The organism is Photobacterium andalusiense, from assembly GCF_900185625.1.
Classification (GTDB): Bacteria; Pseudomonadota; Gammaproteobacteria; order Enterobacterales; family Vibrionaceae; genus Photobacterium; species Photobacterium aquimaris.
Window position 1 is genome coordinate 164283 of record NZ_FYAJ01000006.1, and the last position, 17873, is coordinate 182155.

Annotated in this window: 11 protein-coding genes; 7 read left to right on the top strand and 4 right to left on the bottom strand. The window is 42.4% G+C overall.

Annotated features, from left to right (window positions below):
- Nucleotides 1-250 precede the first annotated feature (250 nt).
- Together PAND9192_RS14770 and PAND9192_RS14775 are read left to right on the top strand one after the other, a co-directional pair.
- Complete coding sequence (locus tag PAND9192_RS14770) at nucleotides 251-1417, top strand: O-succinylhomoserine (thiol)-lyase (RefSeq protein WP_087854395.1); 1167 nt, start codon at nucleotides 251-253, stop codon at nucleotides 1415-1417.
- Complete coding sequence (locus tag PAND9192_RS14775; RefSeq protein WP_087854396.1) at nucleotides 1417-3831, top strand: bifunctional aspartate kinase/homoserine dehydrogenase II; 2415 nt, start codon at nucleotides 1417-1419, stop codon at nucleotides 3829-3831. Before PAND9192_RS14770 ends, PAND9192_RS14775 begins: the two co-directional genes overlap by 1 nt.
- Before the next feature lie 63 nt (nucleotides 3832-3894).
- Here PAND9192_RS14775 and PAND9192_RS14780 read toward each other — a convergent pair whose 3' ends face one another.
- Complete coding sequence (locus PAND9192_RS14780; RefSeq protein ID WP_087854397.1) at nucleotides 3895-4461, bottom strand: PadR family transcriptional regulator; 567 nt, start codon at nucleotides 4459-4461, stop codon at nucleotides 3895-3897.
- Between the two features lie 408 nt (nucleotides 4462-4869).
- Nucleotides 4870-7500 (bottom strand): phosphoenolpyruvate carboxylase, encoded by a 2631-nt coding sequence (ppc, locus tag PAND9192_RS14785; protein ID WP_087854398.1) that lies wholly within the window; start codon nucleotides 7498-7500, stop codon nucleotides 4870-4872.
- A gap of 626 nt (nucleotides 7501-8126) precedes the next feature.
- Here ppc and argC point away from each other — a divergent pair.
- The 4 genes from argC (at nucleotide 8127) to argH (ending at nucleotide 13196) form a co-directional block, all read left to right on the top strand.
- The gene (gene argC / locus PAND9192_RS14790; protein ID WP_087854399.1) at nucleotides 8127-9140 is read left to right on the top strand and encodes an N-acetyl-gamma-glutamyl-phosphate reductase; all 1014 of its coding nucleotides are present in this window, start codon (nucleotides 8127-8129) and stop codon (nucleotides 9138-9140) included.
- A gap of 10 nt (nucleotides 9141-9150) precedes the next feature.
- On the top strand, nucleotides 9151-9930 hold the full coding sequence (gene argB / locus PAND9192_RS14795) for an acetylglutamate kinase (protein WP_087854400.1): 780 nt from the start codon (nucleotides 9151-9153) through the stop codon (nucleotides 9928-9930).
- An 84-nt stretch (nucleotides 9931-10014) separates the two neighbouring features.
- Nucleotides 10015-11220, top strand: coding sequence for an argininosuccinate synthase (locus PAND9192_RS14800; RefSeq protein WP_087821462.1), 1206 nt, complete (start codon nucleotides 10015-10017; stop codon nucleotides 11218-11220).
- 98 nt (nucleotides 11221-11318) lie between these two features.
- Nucleotides 11319-13196 (top strand): argininosuccinate lyase, encoded by a 1878-nt coding sequence (argH, locus tag PAND9192_RS14805; RefSeq protein ID WP_087854401.1) that lies wholly within the window; start codon nucleotides 11319-11321, stop codon nucleotides 13194-13196.
- A gap of 90 nt (nucleotides 13197-13286) precedes the next feature.
- Here argH and PAND9192_RS14810 read toward each other — a convergent pair whose 3' ends face one another.
- A complete protein-coding gene (locus tag PAND9192_RS14810) occupies nucleotides 13287-14015 on the bottom strand; it encodes a glutathione peroxidase (protein ID WP_087854402.1) in 729 nt (242 codons plus the stop codon).
- A 163-nt stretch (nucleotides 14016-14178) separates the two neighbouring features.
- On the opposite strand from PAND9192_RS14810, the gene oxyR reads away from it, so the two are divergent.
- Nucleotides 14179-15090 (top strand): DNA-binding transcriptional regulator OxyR, encoded by a 912-nt coding sequence (gene oxyR, locus PAND9192_RS14815; RefSeq protein ID WP_087854403.1) that lies wholly within the window; start codon nucleotides 14179-14181, stop codon nucleotides 15088-15090.
- Nucleotides 15091-15171: 81 nt separating this feature from the next.
- On the opposite strand, the gene PAND9192_RS14820 is transcribed toward oxyR, so the two are convergent.
- Nucleotides 15172-17763 carry a penicillin-binding protein 1A gene (locus tag PAND9192_RS14820; protein ID WP_087854404.1) on the bottom strand — a complete coding sequence of 864 codons (2592 nt, stop codon included), beginning with the start codon at nucleotides 17761-17763 and terminating at the stop codon, nucleotides 15172-15174.
- Nucleotides 17764-17873: the final 110 nt, after the last annotated feature.

A 17873-nucleotide genomic window follows, 5' to 3' on the forward strand; every position in this document is an offset into this window, starting at 1 on the left:
TGTTAGTGCATAGTCATGATAGGCGGCGATATTACGTGAACATCGTCAGTTTGTCCTCTATCGTGGTATACAACTGTTGCTAGATCACGACTATTTTTTTCAATAACTGAATTTTAGCGGGATTTACCGCTATAAGCAAAGACATATAGATGTCTAGATGTATTGACGTCTTGTTTTGATGTGGTTAAGGTTGTTTAGCCATTACAATTTATTTTCAGGGATCACCCCTTTTATAACAAGGAACGTTATTATGAGTGACAAGCAGCTTGCGACAATTGCAGTCCGTACCGGTATTGATGTTGACTCACAATATAATGCCGTAGTTCCCCCGATCTATTTAACCTCAACCTACAGTTTTCCGGCCTTAGGTGAATTACCTCAATACGATTACTCTCGTTCAGGCAATCCAACTCGAAATACATTAGCGGATGCATTAAGCGATATGGAAGGGGGAGCGGGCGCTGTTGTCACCAGTTGCGGCACCTCGGCAATGAATTTATTAGTGTCAGCATTGCTAGGGCCTGATGATTTGCTTGTTGCGCCACATGACTGTTATGGCGGCAGTTATCGATTATTTAATACTCGTGCTCAGAAAGGTGACTTTAACGTATTATTTATTGATCAAGCTGATCCTGATGCACTAGCAGCAGCGTTAGCACAAAAACCGACCTTGTTATGGCTTGAAACACCGTCTAACCCTCTGGTTAGAGTGATTGATATTGAGGCTATTTGTCAGCAAGCACAGGCTGTCGATTGCCAAGTAGCGGTTGATAACACCTTTCTGTCACCGTTATTACAACAGCCGTTATCGCTTGGGGCTGATTTTGTAGTGCATTCAACCACTAAATATATCAATGGTCATTCTGATGTTGTGGGCGGTGTATTAATTGCGAAACAGCAATCAGCGGCTGAAAACTTAAGCTGGTGGGCGAATTGCATTGGTGCAACAGGCGCACCTTTTGATGCTTATTTAACGTTGCGAGGCTTACGTACTTTAGCGCCTCGAATGAGAATGCATGAAGAAAATGGTGCGGCGGTATTAACCTATTTACAGCAGCAACCATTGGTTGGCACGATTTACCACCCAAGTTTACCCACTCATCCCGGGCATGAGATAGCTAAGCGTCAGCAGCGTGGATTTGGCTCAATGATGAGTTTTGAATTTGCAGGAACTGATCAGCAACTGCAACTATTTGTAAAAAAACTACAATTATTTTCATTAGCAGAGTCGTTAGGCGGAACTGAGAGTCTTATTGCTCATCCGGCTTCAATGACTCATCGCGCCATGACTGATGAAGCTCAACGGGCAGCTGGTATTTCAACATCTTTATTACGGTTATCGGTCGGCTTAGAAGATCCGCGTGACTTAATTGCCGATCTTACTCGCGCGTTTACTGCTGCGCAGGAGGCGTGCTAATGATAAAAGATTTGCGTCAGTTACATAAATTTGGAGGCAGTAGCCTTGCCGATGCGCAGTGTTATCAGCGTGTGGTTGAGATTTTAGAATCTTACTCTGCAACCAATGATATCGTGGTCGTCTCTGCGGCAGGAAAAACCACTAATCAATTGTTACTGTGGCTGGAACAATTGGTTACTGATGGTCGTCTAGCCCATGCAACACTATTATCCATTCGTAGTTTTCAGCAGCAATTAATCTCTGAGTTGTTGGCACCAGATCACGCACAATTACTGCTGCAACAGCTACATGCTGAGTTAGCCCTGATCGCTAAATGGGGCGAATCACCATTGACGACAGAGATAAAAAATGCCGTTTTAGGTCATGGTGAGTTATGGTCTGCACGGTTATTAGCCGCGTTACTTAATCAGTACCAATTGGCAGCGGTAGCGATTGATTCACGGTTATTCTTACGAGCTGATCATGCTGTTCAGCCAGCAGTTGATACAGCATTGTCACAACCATTATTACAGCAGTTATTAGTTCAGTATCCTCAGCAACGGTTAGTGATCACCGGTTTTATGGCCGCGAATCAGCACCAGCAAACAGTATTATTGGGTCGCAATGGTTCTGATTACTCTGCCACTATGATTGGCGCTTTAGCTGCTGTTGATCGAGTGACTATTTGGAGTGATGTTGCTGGTGTGTATAGTGCCGATCCGCGCAAAGTCGCTAATGCATGCTTACTGCCGTTATTACGTTTAGATGAAGCTAATGAACTTGCTCGTCTTGCCGCGCCAGTATTGCATAGTCGTACTTTACAGCCAGTTGCGCAAAGTGCGATTGATTTAACTTTACGCTGTAGCCATCAACCTGAATCAGGATCAACACGGGTGGAGCGAGTATTGGCATCGGGTCGTGGTGCTAAAATTATTTCGTCGTTAAATGATGTGTGTTTGATTGAGCTAGGTGTGCCGCAAGGCATGGTATTAGCATCGGTACAACATGATGTTCAGCAGTTGCTTGATAAGTCGCAATTACAGCCATTGGCTCAAACGGTTGATCAAGGTAAGCGACGTATTATTCTGGCTTACACTCAAGAAGTGGTAAACAGTGTTCTTAGCTTGCTACAAGATAGTGGTGTTGCTGCTGAATTACGGCTGCGGGAAGGTTTTTCAATGGTGGCAGCTGTTGGGGCTGGTGTTTTAAATAACCCTAATCATTGTCATGGATTCTATCAGCAATTAAAAGGGTTGCCGGTTGAATTTATGACAGAGACTGAGTCAGGGTTAAGCTTAGTTGCAGTGCTACGCGACGTTGATACTAATGCGTTAGTGAATGCGATTCATCAGGCGCTATTTCAAGCTCAAAAAAGTGTCGCAATTGTATTGTGTGGTAAAGGCAATATTGGCAGCCACTGGTTGAGTTTATTTAGTCGTGAAAAAGCAGCACTGGAGCAGCGCCATGGTATGCAATTTAGTTTAATTGGTATTGTTGGTCAGCAACAATGCTGGTTAGACGGTCAAGGAATCGATCCTCAGACAGCCTTAGAGCAGTTTCCATTGCATGCGGTAGACTATCAATTACCGCAGCTATTATCTCAGTTAGCCGCTGTTGAGTATGATGATGTGGTGGTGGTTGATGTGACCGCAAGTCATCAGTTGGCAGCACTGTATCCACAAATTGCTGCAACAGGATTACACCTGATCTCTGCCAATAAAATTGCAGGCTCTGCCACAACCTCTGAGTATCAAACCGTCATTGACGCGTTTGCTAAAAGTAGCCGTTATTGGCTATCCAATGCTACCGTTGGTGCGGGGTTACCGATAAACCACACCGTGCGTGATTTGCGTGAAAGTGGCGATAGTATTTTAGCCATCTCAGGTGTATTTTCTGGCACTTTATCGTGGTTATTTCAGCAATTCGACGGTAGCCAACCATTTTCAGCGTTATTGGAACAAGCATGGCAGCAAGGGTTAACCGAGCCTGATCCTCGTCACGATCTCAATGGTAGTGATGTGATGCGAAAGCTGGTTATTTTGGCGCGAGAATCTGGATTTGAGATTGAACCTCAGCAGGTGCATGTTGAGTCATTAGTCCCTTTGAGTTTGCAGGCTTTAAGCGTTGATGATTTTTTTGAGCAAATGGCTGAGCTTGATCTTTTATTGGCTGAAAAGTTAGCCCGTGCGGTCAAGGAAGATAAAGTTTTACGTTATGTGGCACAGCTTAATCGTCATGGAAAAGCCTATGTTGGTTTAGAAGCATTGCCTCGTGAGCATGCATTAGCGAATTTATTACCTTGCGATAATATCTTTGCGATTGAAAGTCAGTGGTATCGAGAGAATCCGTTAGTGATCCGTGGTCCTGGAGCGGGAAGGAATGTGACAGCTGGTGCATTAATCTCGGATATTAATCGGTTAGCAACGATGCTGTAGTGCGTGATCGAGAACTAAAAAAAAGCCGCAGTTTAAACTACGGCTTTTTTATTTGATCATGGTTTAGTTGATAGCAATTGCGCTATTTTCACTGTCCATATCTTTAAGTTCGGCTAATACTTCTTCTGCCCATAATATCCAAGCTTGGCGATTATGTAGACCACGACGCAACGTTAAACGGTCTAGGCGTTGTTGGCGATCCATGTTTTTGTAATCACTAAAGTGAATTTGCTCTAGCTCTTTATAATGACCAATTAAAATATGTGATTCATCAATTAAAGTTTCAAGTTGCTGCTGCATAGGTAATGAATTGTGAACGCCACAAATCAGCAACTTGGCAGAAAACTCATCGCGAGTAGTGGGATTGCGAGCAGGTTCTTGGAACCACTCAAATAATGCTTGTCGGCCAAGATCAGTAATCGAATATACTTTACGATCAGGTTTACCGTCTTGAGGCTCAAGACGACAGGTTACTTGGTCGTTGGTTGCCATTTTATTGAGTTCACGATACACCTGCTGGTGGCTCGCTTTCCAAAAATAACCAATACTGTGTGAGAATTCTTTGGTTATATCATAACCCGTTGCTTCGCGAGTGCTAAGCACTGTTAAAATTACATGTGGTAGTGACATCTCTTCTATCCGTTAAATATATAAAATAAAAACACAATAGGGCTTAGATTATGTAACGCTTCAAAATGACGTTTTTAATTTATAATCGTGCTATTGCACTGCCTAATTGTGGTCGCATAGAATATCATTAATTGACTCAATATCGATACTTCTAGTTGAATTATCTGTTACTGAGGCGTTTCAATTTATTATCTTGTGAGCTTACACTAAGTTAATTTAGCCCTAAAAAATAACAACCTGATTGAAATCTATTCATTTTTTATCATATTGAGCATTTCTATCTTAGACTGTATAAGCAATATAGTGCTGTATCAAAAATGAGACTTTGCGATATTTTTTAACAAAATTATAAATAACCACATAAAAAAAAGGCTATCAAAAGATAGCCTTATTACGATAATAACTTGATTAACCAGTATTACGCATACCTGTTGCAATACCTGCAATTGTTACCATCAATGCTTCTTCAAGCTCTTTGGGTAATTCTTCTTGCTGACGAGTACGGTAAAGTAATTCAGCCTGCAGCATATTAAGTGGCTCAACATAAATATTACGGAGGCGAATAGATTCAGCACCCCATGGGTCTTGTTGCATCAAGTGGTCATTATTTTCTACAGTAAGTACCGCTTTAATATCTTGCAGTAATTGCGAGCGTAACTGTTTACCTAATGGCCATAATGCTTCGTTAGTTAAGCGTTGGTCATAATATTCTGCAATGCCAAGGTTAGTTTTGCTGTATACCATTTCTAGCATGCCCAAACGGGTTGAGAAAAATGGCCATTCACGGCACATATCTTCTAATAATGATGCATGGCCATTATCGATTGAATATTGAATCGCTTCACCAGCACCTAGCCATGCAGGTAGCAATAGGCGGTTTTGACTCCATGCAAAAATCCATGGAATTGCACGTAGACTTTCAACGCCACCATTAGGGTTACGTTTTGCTGGACGCGAACCTAGTGGCAGTTTTCCTAGTTCTAATTCAGGTGTTGCAGCACGGAAATATGGTACAAAATCGGGGTTATTACGCACAACGTTACGATATGACTCACACGATACGCTCGACAGTTCGTCCATCACATGACGCCATTCTTGTTTCGGTGCTGGTGGCGGTAATAAGTTTGCTTCTAAGGTGGCACTGGCATAAAGACTGAGGCTATTAATCGCCACTTCAGGTAAACCTAATTTGAAGCGAATCATTTCACCTTGCTCGGTGACTCGTAAACCACCTTTTAGACTGCGTGGCGGTTGCGATAATAATGCTGCGTGTGCAGGTGCACCACCACGGCCAATACTACCACCACGGCCATGGAACAAGGTGATTTCAACATCAGCTTGTTCACACACAGTAACCAGTTTTTCCATCGCGCTATATTGCGCCCAACCGGCTGACATTACACCAGCATCTTTGGCTGAGTCAGAATAGCCAATCATCACCATCTGGTGGTTTTGAATAAAGCCACGATACCAATCAATGTTAAGCAATTGCTCAATAACATCAGCACCATTATTTAAGTCGTCTAATGTTTCAAATAATGGACATACATCCATACGGAATGGGCAACCCGCTTCTTGCAGTAATAGGTGAACCGCTAAAACATCAGAAGCAGTACGCGCCATTGAAATTACATAAGCACCTAGTGCTTCACGCGGTTGCTCGGCAATTGCTTTACAGGTTTCAATAACTTCTTTTACTTCCGCCGACGGCTCCCAATTACGTGGTAGTAATGGGCGTTTCGATGAAAGTTCACGGACTAAGAACGCAATTTTATCTTGTTCACACCATTGACTGTAATCGCCTAAACCAAGGTGGCGAGTTAGCTCTGAAATAACATTCTCGTGACGCGTACTTTCCTGACGAATATCAAGACGCACTAAGTGAACGCCAAAGCATTTTACGCGACGTAGTGTATCAAGTAGTAAGCCATCGGCAATGATTGCCATGCCACATTGGTGCAATGATTGGTAACACGCAAATAGCGGATCCCATAGCTCAGCGACATCATCAATAATGTTATTAGAAAGTGGCGCTTGACCGTTAATTTGTGCTTCTAAACTGTCACGGGTCGTAATTAGCTTGGTGCGTAATTGCTTTAAAATTGCACGGTAAGGTTCATGTTCTTCGCCAGCAAGTTCTCGAACTTGATCATTACATTGAATCATTGATAATTCATTGATCAGCTCTTGCACATCACCAAGATAAAGCTCTGCCGCTTTCCAACGAGAAAGGCGTAATACTTCACGAGTAATATTTGAGGTAACAAATGGGTTACCATCGCGGTCACCGCCCATCCATGATGAGAAGGTAACAGGTGTTGCATCAAGCGGGAGTTTTTGGCCTAAATGCTGCTGTAGTTTTTCATCAAATAAACGCACGAATTCAGGCACGGCTTGCCATAGTGAATTCTCAACGACAGCATAACCCCATTTGGCTTCATCAAGTGGGGTTGGACGTTGTTGGCGAATAACATCTGAGTGCCATGCTTGAGCAATTAGTTGTTCTAGTCGTTGTTCAACCCGATCACGTTCTGCGGTTGATAACTCACTTAACTCTAATTGTGATAAACACTTATTAATCTGTACCAGTTTATGGATCATGGTACGACGAGCGATTTCAGTTGGGTGAGCCGTTAACACCAAATCAATATTTAATTCATTAATGGCAGCTAAAGAGTCGGCTGGATTAACGTCATTTTCTACTAATTTAGTGAATAACTCATCAAGCGCACCCGGGCTACATAAGGTAGTTTCGCATTGGCGTGAAATAGTATGGTATTGCTCTGCAATATTGGTGAGATTAAGGAATTGACTAAATGCGCGAGCCACAGGAAGTAATTGATCATCGGGAAGTGTTTGTAATTCATCAATCAGTTTTTCACGATCGTCTTGATTACCGGTGCCCGCTGATTTAGAAAGTTTACGAATAGTTTCAACTTTTTCAAATAGCTCATCACCGCAGGCTGTTTTAATTGTATTGCCTAGCAAATGACCAAGCATACTGACATTACTCGTTAGTGCGCTGTATTTCTCGTTCATATCGTATCCATTCCGTAATTTTGTTACATCCAATTTAACCTTTACCCCACAATCTAGCCGCGAATCTAGTAACAGGTCAACAGAGATTACATTTATCGCCAATAAAAACTGTCGATATTGATTTTAGTCATATAATTGATTGTATTTTGTAATTTTGTTTCATTATTGGCATTGTTAGTGCACATTTTTGTTTGTTATTAAGCAGATAGAGTAAAAAAAAGCACTTAAAGCGTTTAACTATGTTATGGTTAAATGTCGTAAACGTTAATGGAAGGATAATAAAAAATATTTTTTTATTGTTATTCTATTGACAGTACGTTAATTAACCAGTAAACATATTAATTCAGATTAATGAATAATCGACAGCGGTTGTTTATTGTGTCTTTGAGCAAGGAACGCTCAGGGTAAATAGTTAAATGCAGGAAGTTATTATCATGAATCATACACCAACATCTCTCATTATCTCCCTTCGACGACGCTAACCTTTTGCCTACGGTGCTTTACGCGCCTGTTCTTCGCTGGTGACAGCACTCCTTTATTTACCGTTATAACGTTAATATTTTTTAGAGCATAGTCTCAACTTTTTAATGACGGTTTATAGACAATCACTACAGATGGAATTAGCAATGTTAAACACTGTCATTATTGGCGCCAGTGGTTACACCGGTGCAGAATTAGCAAAAATGGTGAGTCGCCATCCACAGTTAATACTTACGGGTTTGTATGTATCAGCAACCAGTCTTGATGCAAATAAACCGCTAAGTGAACTCCATGGTCAGCTAAAAGGAATCGTTGATTTACCGTTACAACCGTTAACCGATCTTAAAACTACCGCAGCAGCTGCAGATATTGTGTTGTTAGCCACCGCCCATGAAGTGAGTCATGATATTGCTGCTGAATTTCTTGATGCCGGTTGTCAGGTGTTTGATCTATCGGGTGCGTTTAGAGTTAAAGCTGATGGGTTTTATCAGCAATATTATGGTTTTGAACATCAATACGGTCAGTGGTTAGATAATGCAGCTTATGGTTTAGCTGAATGGAACCAAGCTGATATTGCTCAGGCACAATTAATTGCGGTTCCTGGATGTTATCCAACCGCATCACAACTGGCATTAAAACCATTAGTGGTTGCGGGGTTACTTGATTGTCAGCAGTGGCCAGTGATTAATGCTGTTAGTGGCGTTTCTGGCGCAGGTCGTAAAGCGTCTATGACCAATAGTTTTTGTGAAGTCAGTTTACAAGCCTATGGTTTGTTTACTCATCGTCATCAACCAGAAATTTCTCATCACCTCAATTGCGATGTCATTTTTACACCTCATCTTGGTAATTTTAAGCGCGGAATTTTAGCTACTATTACTGCTAAATTAGCCTCAGGAGTGACTGCGGATGATGTTACTGCAGCAATGGAAGCTGCATATTCAAATGCCACTGATCAACATGCGGTACGGTTACTTAAAAATAATACTGCTCAACTTGATAATGTTGTTGGTAGTTGTTTCTGTGATATCGGTTGGCAGGTACAAGGTGAGCATATTATTTTAACCGCAGCGATTGATAATTTATTAAAAGGTGCTTCATCTCAAGCAATGCAGTGCATAAATATTCGTAACGGCTTTCCTCAATTAACCGCATTGGTGTAGGAGTAATACCATGAACCAAGTTCCTTTAGTGATTAAATTAGGTGGCGCAGCATTGGAGTGCAACGTGACCTTGAAGCGGTTGTTTTCCACGATTAATACTTATCAAGCCAGTTGTCAGCGACCGATTTTATTTGTTCACGGCGGTGGCTATTTGGTGGATGAGTTACTGGCAAAGTTGCAATTACCGACCATAAAAAAGCAAGGTTTACGAGTAACACCGGCTGATCAAATTGGTTTAATCACCGGCGCATTAGCCGGTACAGCCAATAAAATGTTGCAGGGCCAAGCATTAAAAGCGGGTGTGGCTGCTGTTGGGCTAAGTTTAGCCGATGGTGGATTATGCAGTGTTAGCCAATTAGATCCTGAGTTAGGTGCTGTTGGCCATGCTGAGCCTAATAACGGCAGTTTAGTCATTCAAATGATGCAACTTGGTTTTGTGCCGATCATCAGTTCAATCGGGCTCGATGATAACGGTAACATGATGAATGTAAATGCAGATCAAGCGGCAGTAGCAGTGGCCGCAGCCGTAGATGGTGAGTTAGTGCTGTTATCGGATGTGAGTGGTGTGCTTGATGGTAAAGGTAATTTAATTCACCAACTGACAGAGACAGAAGCGGAAGCGTTAATAACTCAAGCGGTGATCACCGATGGCATGATCGTTAAAGTTCGCGCCGCATTTTCAGCAGCCAAGGCATTAGGACGCGCGATTGAGGTCGCAAGTTGGCGTTACCCTGAAAAACTTAATGCGTTATTAGCGGGCAACAGTATTGGTACTAAATTTACCCCTTAATACGCTATTGATGAAGACTGATTATTATTTTTGGAAATGTGCCTCAACGGGATGACCGCGACAAGGCTGAAAGGAGTGCAGCAGATGAGTAAGATTAATAAAGTGGTATTAGCCTATTCAGGTGGTTTAGATACATCAGCCATTATTCCGTGGCTGAAAGAAAATTATGACTGTGAAGTGGTCGCCTTTGTGGCAGATGTCGGTCAGGGTGAAGAAGAGCTGATTGGCATTGAAGAAAAAGCCATCGCATCAGGTGCATCGTCATGTTACATCGCTGACTTAAAAGAAGAGATGGTCAAAGATTATATTTATCCATCTCTGAAAACGGGTGCGATTTACGAAGGTAAATATTTGCTAGGTACCTCAATGGCACGCCCAATTATCGCTAAGGCACAGGTTGAATGTGCATTAGAAGTTGGGGCCGATGCTCTATGCCACGGTTGTACCGGTAAAGGTAATGATCAAGTCCGTTTTGAGGGAGCATTTGCTGCTCTAGCACCACAACTTACTGTGATTGCACCGTGGCGTGAGTGGGATTTACGTAGTCGTGAGGCTCTACTTGATTACTTGGCTGAGCGTAATATTCCTTGTACCGCCTCATTGGAAAAAATTTACTCACGTGATGCTAATGCATGGCATGTATCAACCGAAGGCGGTGTATTAGAAGATACTTGGAATGCTCCTAACGATTTATGTTGGGTATGGACTAAAGATCCACAACAAGCGCCTGATACAGCAGAAACAGTGTCTATTTTAGTTGAAAAAGGCGAAGTGGTTGCGGTTGATGGTGAGCCAATGACACCCTATAACGCGCTAAATTACCTCAATGAAAAAGGGGCTGAGCACGGTGTAGGACGGATTGATATTGTTGAAAATCGGTTAGTAGGTATTAAGTCGCGTGGTTGTTATGAAACTCCAGGTGGCACCATTATGATGGAAGCTCTGCGTGCGGTTGAGCAATTAGTGCTCGATAAAGAGTCATTTGAGTTCCGCCAAACTCTTGGTCTTAAAGCTTCACACCTTATTTATGATGGTCGTTGGTTTACGCCATTATGCCAATCATTATTAGCTGCCGCTGATACGCTAGCCCAAGATGTGACTGGTGAAGTGGTGATCCAGCTTTATAAAGGTCAAGCAACCGTGACTCAGAAGCGTTCACTTAATAGTTTGTATTCAGAAGAGTTTGCTACTTTTGGTGAAGATGATGTTTATGATCACAGTCATGCGGGTGGCTTTATTCGTTTGTACTCTCTGGCGAGTCGAATTCGTGCGCTGAACAATCAAAAATAAGTCATTTAAGATAATTTCTGTATCGCAGCGAGTGTCATACTCGCTGCTACGTTATGCGTATTTATATTATTAGAGTTAGGCAGTAAAGGAGATTCACCATGGCATTATGGGGCGGACGGTTTAGTCAGGCAGCTGACATCAGATTCAAACAATTTAATGATTCGCTGCGTTTTGACTATCGACTCGCAGAGCAAGATATTGTCGGTTCAATAGCTTGGTCAAAAGCCCTGCGCCAAGTGAATGTACTGACTGAACAAGAGCAACAGCAACTTGAGTTAGCGTTAAATGAACTCAAGTTAGCTGTGATGGAAGATCCTGAGCAGATATTGACTTCTGATGCTGAAGATATTCATAGCTGGGTTGAGCAACAACTGATTGCTAAAGTCGGAGATTTGGGCAAAAAGCTCCATACAGGTCGTTCACGGAATGATCAAGTAGCAACCGATCTTAAACTCTGGTGTCGTCAACAAGGGCAGCAATTATTATTAATGCTCGATAAGCTGCAGCAGCAATTAGTAACCGTCGCTCGTCAGCATCAAGCAACAGTGCTTCCTGGTTATACTCATTTACAACGGGCGCAACCAGTGACATTTGCTCATTGGTGTTTAGCGTATGTTGAAATGTTAGAGCGTGATCATTCGCGTCTAAATGATGCTATGGCAAGGTTAGATACTTGTCCATTAGGCTCTGGCGCATTGGCGGGTACCGCTTATCCGATTGATCGTGAAGTGTTAGCGCATAGTCTTGGTTTTCAGCGCGCAACCCGTAATAGCCTTGATTCTGTATCTGATCGTGATCATGTGATGGAATTATTATCAACCGCCTCGATTTCAATGCTGCATTTATCACGAATGGCAGAAGATTTAATTTTCTATAACTCAGGTGAATCCAACTTTATTGAATTGGATGATGCGGTGACGTCTGGCTCATCGTTAATGCCACAGAAGAAAAACCCAGATGCACTTGAATTGATTCGTGGTAAATGTGGTCGTGTTTATGGTGCCATGACCGCGATGATGATGACGGTGAAAGCGTTACCGCTAGCTTATAACAAAGATATGCAAGAAGACAAAGAAGGGCTATTTGATGCGCTAGATAGCTGGCATGATTGCATGGAAATGGCTGCGTTGTGTTTTGATGGGATCAAGGTTAATCAAGATCGTACTCTGGAAGCGGCGATGCAAGGCTATTCTAATGCAACCGAATTAGCTGATTACTTAGTTGCTAAAGGGATCCCTTTTCGTGAAGCACACCATATTGTTGGTGTCGCTGTGGTGGCGGCAATTGCTAAAGGTTGCGCGTTAGAGCAGTTATCGCTTGATGAAATGAAACAATTTTCAGAGGTTATTGATGCTGATGTTTATCCGATCCTCACCATTGAATCCTGTTTAGATAAACGTTGTGCGCTTGGTGGTGTGGCACCCAATCAAGTAGATTACGCGATTGGGCAGGCAGAAAAGCGGCTTGATAAGCGTTATTCGCCAGATGTCAAAGTGCGTGGCGCAAGGCTAACAGATCTCGATGCCATTGAAGGCATGGTGGTGTATTGGGCTGGACTTGGTGAAAATTTACCGCGTAATCGTAATGAATTAGTGCGTGATATTGGCTCATTTGCAGTGGCTGAAAACCATGGCGTGGTTACTGGATGTGCGTCATTGTATGTTTATGATTCCGGTTTAGCAGAAATTCGCTCGTTAGGGGTTGAAGCTGGCTGGCAACAGCAAGGGCAGGGCAAAGCGATCGTTGATCATTTGCTTGAGAAAGCAGCACAAATGGCGATTAAAAAAGTGTTTGTGTTAACCCGTGTGCCAGAGTTTTTTATGAAGCGTGGCTTTACGCCAACATCAAAAGCATTACTGCCTGAAAAAGTAATGAAAGATTGTGACCGTTGCCCGCGTCAGCATGCTTGTGATGAGGTTGCATTAGAAGTATGGCTCGATCAAGCGCAACGTATTGCAACGGTCAATGTTGCCTAATTGATTGTTATTGTAGCTCTTGATTGCAAATAAAAAGCCCTCACTTCAAGCTGAAGTGAGGGCTTTAATTTAGGTATTAGTATCGAAAGATTAGCCTAAGAAAATTTCTAACTCTTCGCTACCACCAATGTGTTTACCGCCAATAAATACTTGAGGAACAGTACTGCGACCAGTAATTGCACGTAAAGAAACGGTAGTCGCATCTTTACCTAGAATAATTTCTTCATACTGTAGACCTTTGTCGATCAGATTCTGTTTTGCTTTAACACAGAAAGGACAACCTGGCTTAGAGAAGACAGTAATTGACTCTTGTAGCTTTTGCTCAGGTGCAATGTAGTTCAACATTGTATCTGCATCAGATACTTTGAACGGGTCGCCTGGTTCTTCGTTTTCAATAAACATTTTCTCAACAATGCCATTTTTCACTAGCATGCTGTAACGCCATGAACGTGCACCAAAGCCAAGGTCATCTTTTTCAACTAGCATGCCCATGCCATTAGTGAATTCACCGTTACCATCTGGAATGAAGGTAATGTTTTCTGCTTCTTGATCTGCTTTCCATGCATTCATTACGAACGTATCGTTAACCGATACACATAGAATGTCGTCAACGCCGTTATCTGCAAATACAGATGCTAACTCGTTATAACGCGGTAGGTGGCTTGAAGAACATGTTGGTGTAAATGCGCCAGGCAGGCTAAATACAACCACAGTTTTATTAGCAAATAACTCGTTAGTTGTTACGTCTACCCACTGATCACCTTGACGAGTGTGAAAAGTAACTTGAGGAACTGGCTGACCTTCTTTAGATGCGAACATAATGTGATTCCTTAAAAATAAATACCAATTAATTTACTGCAATCGGAGCTTCGTAAAAACATGCTCTCTATGTAATGAAGAAATTATACGACTTTACTCTTGATAGTTCTAATCGTTTACTGCTATGGTTTTGATAGTTAATTCCTATTGGTAACCTACAGCTATGAATATTCGAGATCTTGAGTACCTTGTCGCTCTCTCTGAGCATAAACATTTTCGTAAAGCAGCTGAAGCATGTTATGTCAGTCAGCCTACTCTCAGTGGTCAAATTCGTAAATTAGAAGATGAGCTGGGAGTATCGCTGTTGGAACGAACCAGTCGTCGTGTTCTTTTTACCGATGCGGGATTGAGTTTAGTCGCCCAAGCTCAGAAAGTGTTGCTTGAGGTCAAAATATTGACCGAACTTGCTAGTTTACAAGGAGAAAGCATGGCTGGGCCATTACATATTGGTTTTATTCCGACTGTCGGTCCGTATTTATTACCACAAATTATTCCAACCCTAAAAGAAGCCTTCCCTGATTTAGAGCTGTTTTTACATGAAGCGCAAACCCATCAGCTGGTTCAACAGCTTGAAGAGGGTAAATTAGACTGTATGATTTTAGCGGCAGTAAAAGAAAGTGAGCCGTTCATTGAATTGCCCCTGTATGACGAACCTATGATGCTTGCAGTGCCTGAAACGCATCAATGGGCACATGACAAAGAAATTGATATGTCGCGATTACATGGTGAAACTCTGTTAATGCTTGAAGATGGTCATTGTTTACGTAATCAAGCATTAGGTTTTTGTTTTGCTGCTGGCGCGCGCGATGATGGCCGTTTTAAAGCAACCAGCCTTGAAACACTACGTAACATGGTTGCAGCGGGCAGTGGAATTACGCTGTTGCCACAACTAGCAACGCCGAAAGAGCATTGTCGAGATGGAGTGTGCTATATCACTGCTGAGCATCCACAACCGACGCGATTGATTACGTTAGCTTACCGTCCGGGTTCACCGCTGAAGTCGCGTTATGAAAAACTAGCAGCAGTGATTAAATCTAAAATGCCACAGATCTTTGCTAATCACGTTCAAAAATAGCCATTGATGGTAAGCTGGCTGTGAAATTTCACTTAAAAAAAAGAGCGCTAATTAGCGCTCTTTTTTATTTAGGGAGAACAGTTAGAATAATTCTTCTGCTGTTTCGGCATCAAATTTCTGTTCTGAGTTAACCTGACTTGCTGATTGGGTTGGTTCCGTCCCTTTGATGAAGTACTCATACATTGAGCTTGCATCATCACGATCTGAAAGCTTACCCGTGGCACGGTCAATACGTACTTTAACGATATCTGCTGGTATTTGTAATGGCTGCTCTGGCGTGTTTTTCAGCGCAGCATGCATGAAACTAATCCATGCAGGTTGAGCTGCATTACCGCCGTATTCACCACCTGTGATTTGGTTTTTACCTAAGTTTTTATTAAAACTGGTACGCCCTAGCGCATGACGATGATCATCAAAACCGACCCAAGTTGTGGCAACAATATTAGGGCCAAAGCCAGTATACCAAGCATCTTTTGAGTCGTTAGTCGTACCTGTTTTACCACCAATATCATGGCGACCTAATACACGCGCTCTAAAGCCAGTACCGTAAAGATGGCCAGGTTCACCCCAAATGTTACTATTTAACATTTGACGAACAAGGAAAGCGTTTTGCTCACTGATCACTTCTGGCGCATAGCGCACTGGTGGTGGTGTGATCACTTGTTCAAGTTGGGCTAAGGTTGGTTTCTCAGTTACAGCTGCTACTGGTTTTTGATCTGCTGGTGCATTTTCAGCCGCTGTTGCCAATGCAACTTGCATTTTCGCCTGTGGGTTTTGACTTTGACAGACATCATTACAGACAATTTTTGGATTGGCGGTGTAGATCAGCTCACCATCATTATTATCAACTTTATTGATTAAAAATGGTGTTACCGCATAACCACCGTTAGCAAATACAGAGTAACCCTGTGCTAACTCTAGTGGCGTTAAGCTACCCGCACCTAGTGCTAATGGTTCTGCATGAGGAAGATCCGCACGTTTAAAGCCAAAGCGAGTGAGATAGTTAATGGTGTAATCTAAACCAGCCATTCTTAACACACGAATAGCCATTACGTTGATTGAACGTGCTAAACCAATACGTGCACGTGTTGGACCACCATAACGACCATCAGCATTTTTTGGTCGCCATGCGGTGCCTTGCCATTTGTCCCACTTAGTGATTGGTGCGTCATTGATCAAAGTGGCTAGTGTTAGCCCCTTTTGAATCGCGGCAGAGTAAATAAACGGCTTGATCCCTGAACCAACCTGACGGACTGATTGAGTAGCACGGTTAAATTTACTTTGGGTGTAATTAAAACCACCTACCATTGCCAAGATTGCGCCATTATTTGGCGACATGGCGACAAATGAGGTGTTTGCTCCTGGCACTTGGCTTAACACCCAGTGATCAGTTGTTACTGCGGCAGTATCAGCTGTTGCAGCGACAGTGGTTGCTTTATTTTGCACCCAAATTTGTTGACCAACAGTGACAATTTGCGCCGCAGTTGTCGGTGCAGGACCTTGAGCCTTATCGGTTAAGTATTTACGCGCCCATTTAATCCCATTCCAATTTAGCGTTACTGTCAGACCTTGCTTGGTAACAACGACTACGCTTTGCTGATTAACTTTAGTAACCACTGCTGGAATTAACTCACCATAGGTTGGTTGAGTACTCAGTTTTTCAACAATTTGGTTAGCATTAAGCGGCGTTTGTCCTGGCTTCCATAACACTGCTGTTGGACCACGATAGCCATGACGTTCATCGTAGTTTAGGAGGTTATCAACCGCTGATTGCTGTGCCGCATGCTGTAACTTAGCATTAATGGTGGTGTAAACATCCATGCCTTTAGTGTAAGCATCTTCACCGTAACGATGAACCATCCATGCCCGTGCTCGTTCTGCTACATACGGTGCATAAAGTTGAATTTCGGCACCATGATAATGAGAAACGATAGGCTCTGAACGGGCTTGATCCATTTGCGCTTTAGTGATGTAACCTTCTTTATACATACGATCTAACACTACGTTACGACGTGTTGTGGCGCGATCAATCGAATAAATTGGGTTCATAGTTGACGGTGCTTTTGGTAAGCCCGCAATAACAGCCATTTCACTTAAGGTTAATTGGTCAACACTTTTACCAAAATAAACTTGTGCCGCAGCACCTACACCATAAGCGCGATAGCCGAGGTAAATTTTATTTAAGTACAGATCAAGAATTTGATCTTTCGTTAAAATTTGCTCGATATGGATCGCAATAAACGCTTCTCGAATTTTACGTGAGAAGGTTTTTTTATTGGAGAGGAAAAAGTTTCGTGCCAGCTGCTGAGTGATCGTACTAGCACCTTGGCGCGCATGACCTGTGGTTAGCATCACAAAAGCTGCACGTGCAATACCAATTGGATCAACGCCATGATGTTCATAAAAACGACTGTCTTCGGTCGCAATAAAACCATCGACCAATAGTGGTGGCATTTGTTTAAGTGTTAATGGTATACGACGTTTCTCACCAAACTGCGAGATCAGTTCGCCATCGGCACTGTACACCCTTAACGGTGTTTGGAGCTCGACATCTTTTAATTTAGCAACATCAGGTAGGTCTGGTTTTAGGTATAAATAAAAACCAAAAATTGTACCCACTCCAAGAATGATGCAAATTATTGCAAGTATTAGTAATCGCTTTATGAACTTCACTTGAGATTTCCCGTTACGCCATCGTTCTGGCGGTCATTATCTATTATCTTTTACCTTCAAGTATAAAGATAACAAAAAATTAATTAATGCCGTTGATGGTGTTTATTCGA

What these genes read in the sequence shown, in the direction of transcription:
- PAND9192_RS14775 (WP_087854396.1), top strand. Translation starts at nt 1,417, where the DNA reads ATGATAAAAGATTTGCGTCAGTTACATAAATTTGGAGGCAGTAGCCTT.
- PAND9192_RS14800 (WP_087821462.1), top strand. Translation starts at nt 10,015, where the DNA reads ATGAGTAAGATTAATAAAGTGGTATTAGCCTATTCAGGTGGTTTAGAT.
- ppc (WP_087854398.1), bottom strand. Translation starts at nt 7,500, where the DNA reads ATGAACGAGAAATACAGCGCACTAACGAGTAATGTCAGTATGCTTGGT.
- PAND9192_RS14810 (WP_087854402.1), bottom strand. Translation starts at nt 14,015, where the DNA reads ATGTTCGCATCTAAAGAAGGTCAGCCAGTTCCTCAAGTTACTTTTCAC.
- argB (WP_087854400.1), top strand. Translation starts at nt 9,151, where the DNA reads ATGAACCAAGTTCCTTTAGTGATTAAATTAGGTGGCGCAGCATTGGAG.
- oxyR (WP_087854403.1), top strand. Translation starts at nt 14,179, where the DNA reads ATGAATATTCGAGATCTTGAGTACCTTGTCGCTCTCTCTGAGCATAAA.
- PAND9192_RS14780 (WP_087854397.1), bottom strand. Translation starts at nt 4,461, where the DNA reads ATGTCACTACCACATGTAATTTTAACAGTGCTTAGCACTCGCGAAGCA.
- argC (WP_087854399.1), top strand. Translation starts at nt 8,127, where the DNA reads ATGTTAAACACTGTCATTATTGGCGCCAGTGGTTACACCGGTGCAGAA.
- argH (WP_087854401.1), top strand. Translation starts at nt 11,319, where the DNA reads ATGGCATTATGGGGCGGACGGTTTAGTCAGGCAGCTGACATCAGATTC.
- PAND9192_RS14770 (WP_087854395.1), top strand. Translation starts at nt 251, where the DNA reads ATGAGTGACAAGCAGCTTGCGACAATTGCAGTCCGTACCGGTATTGAT.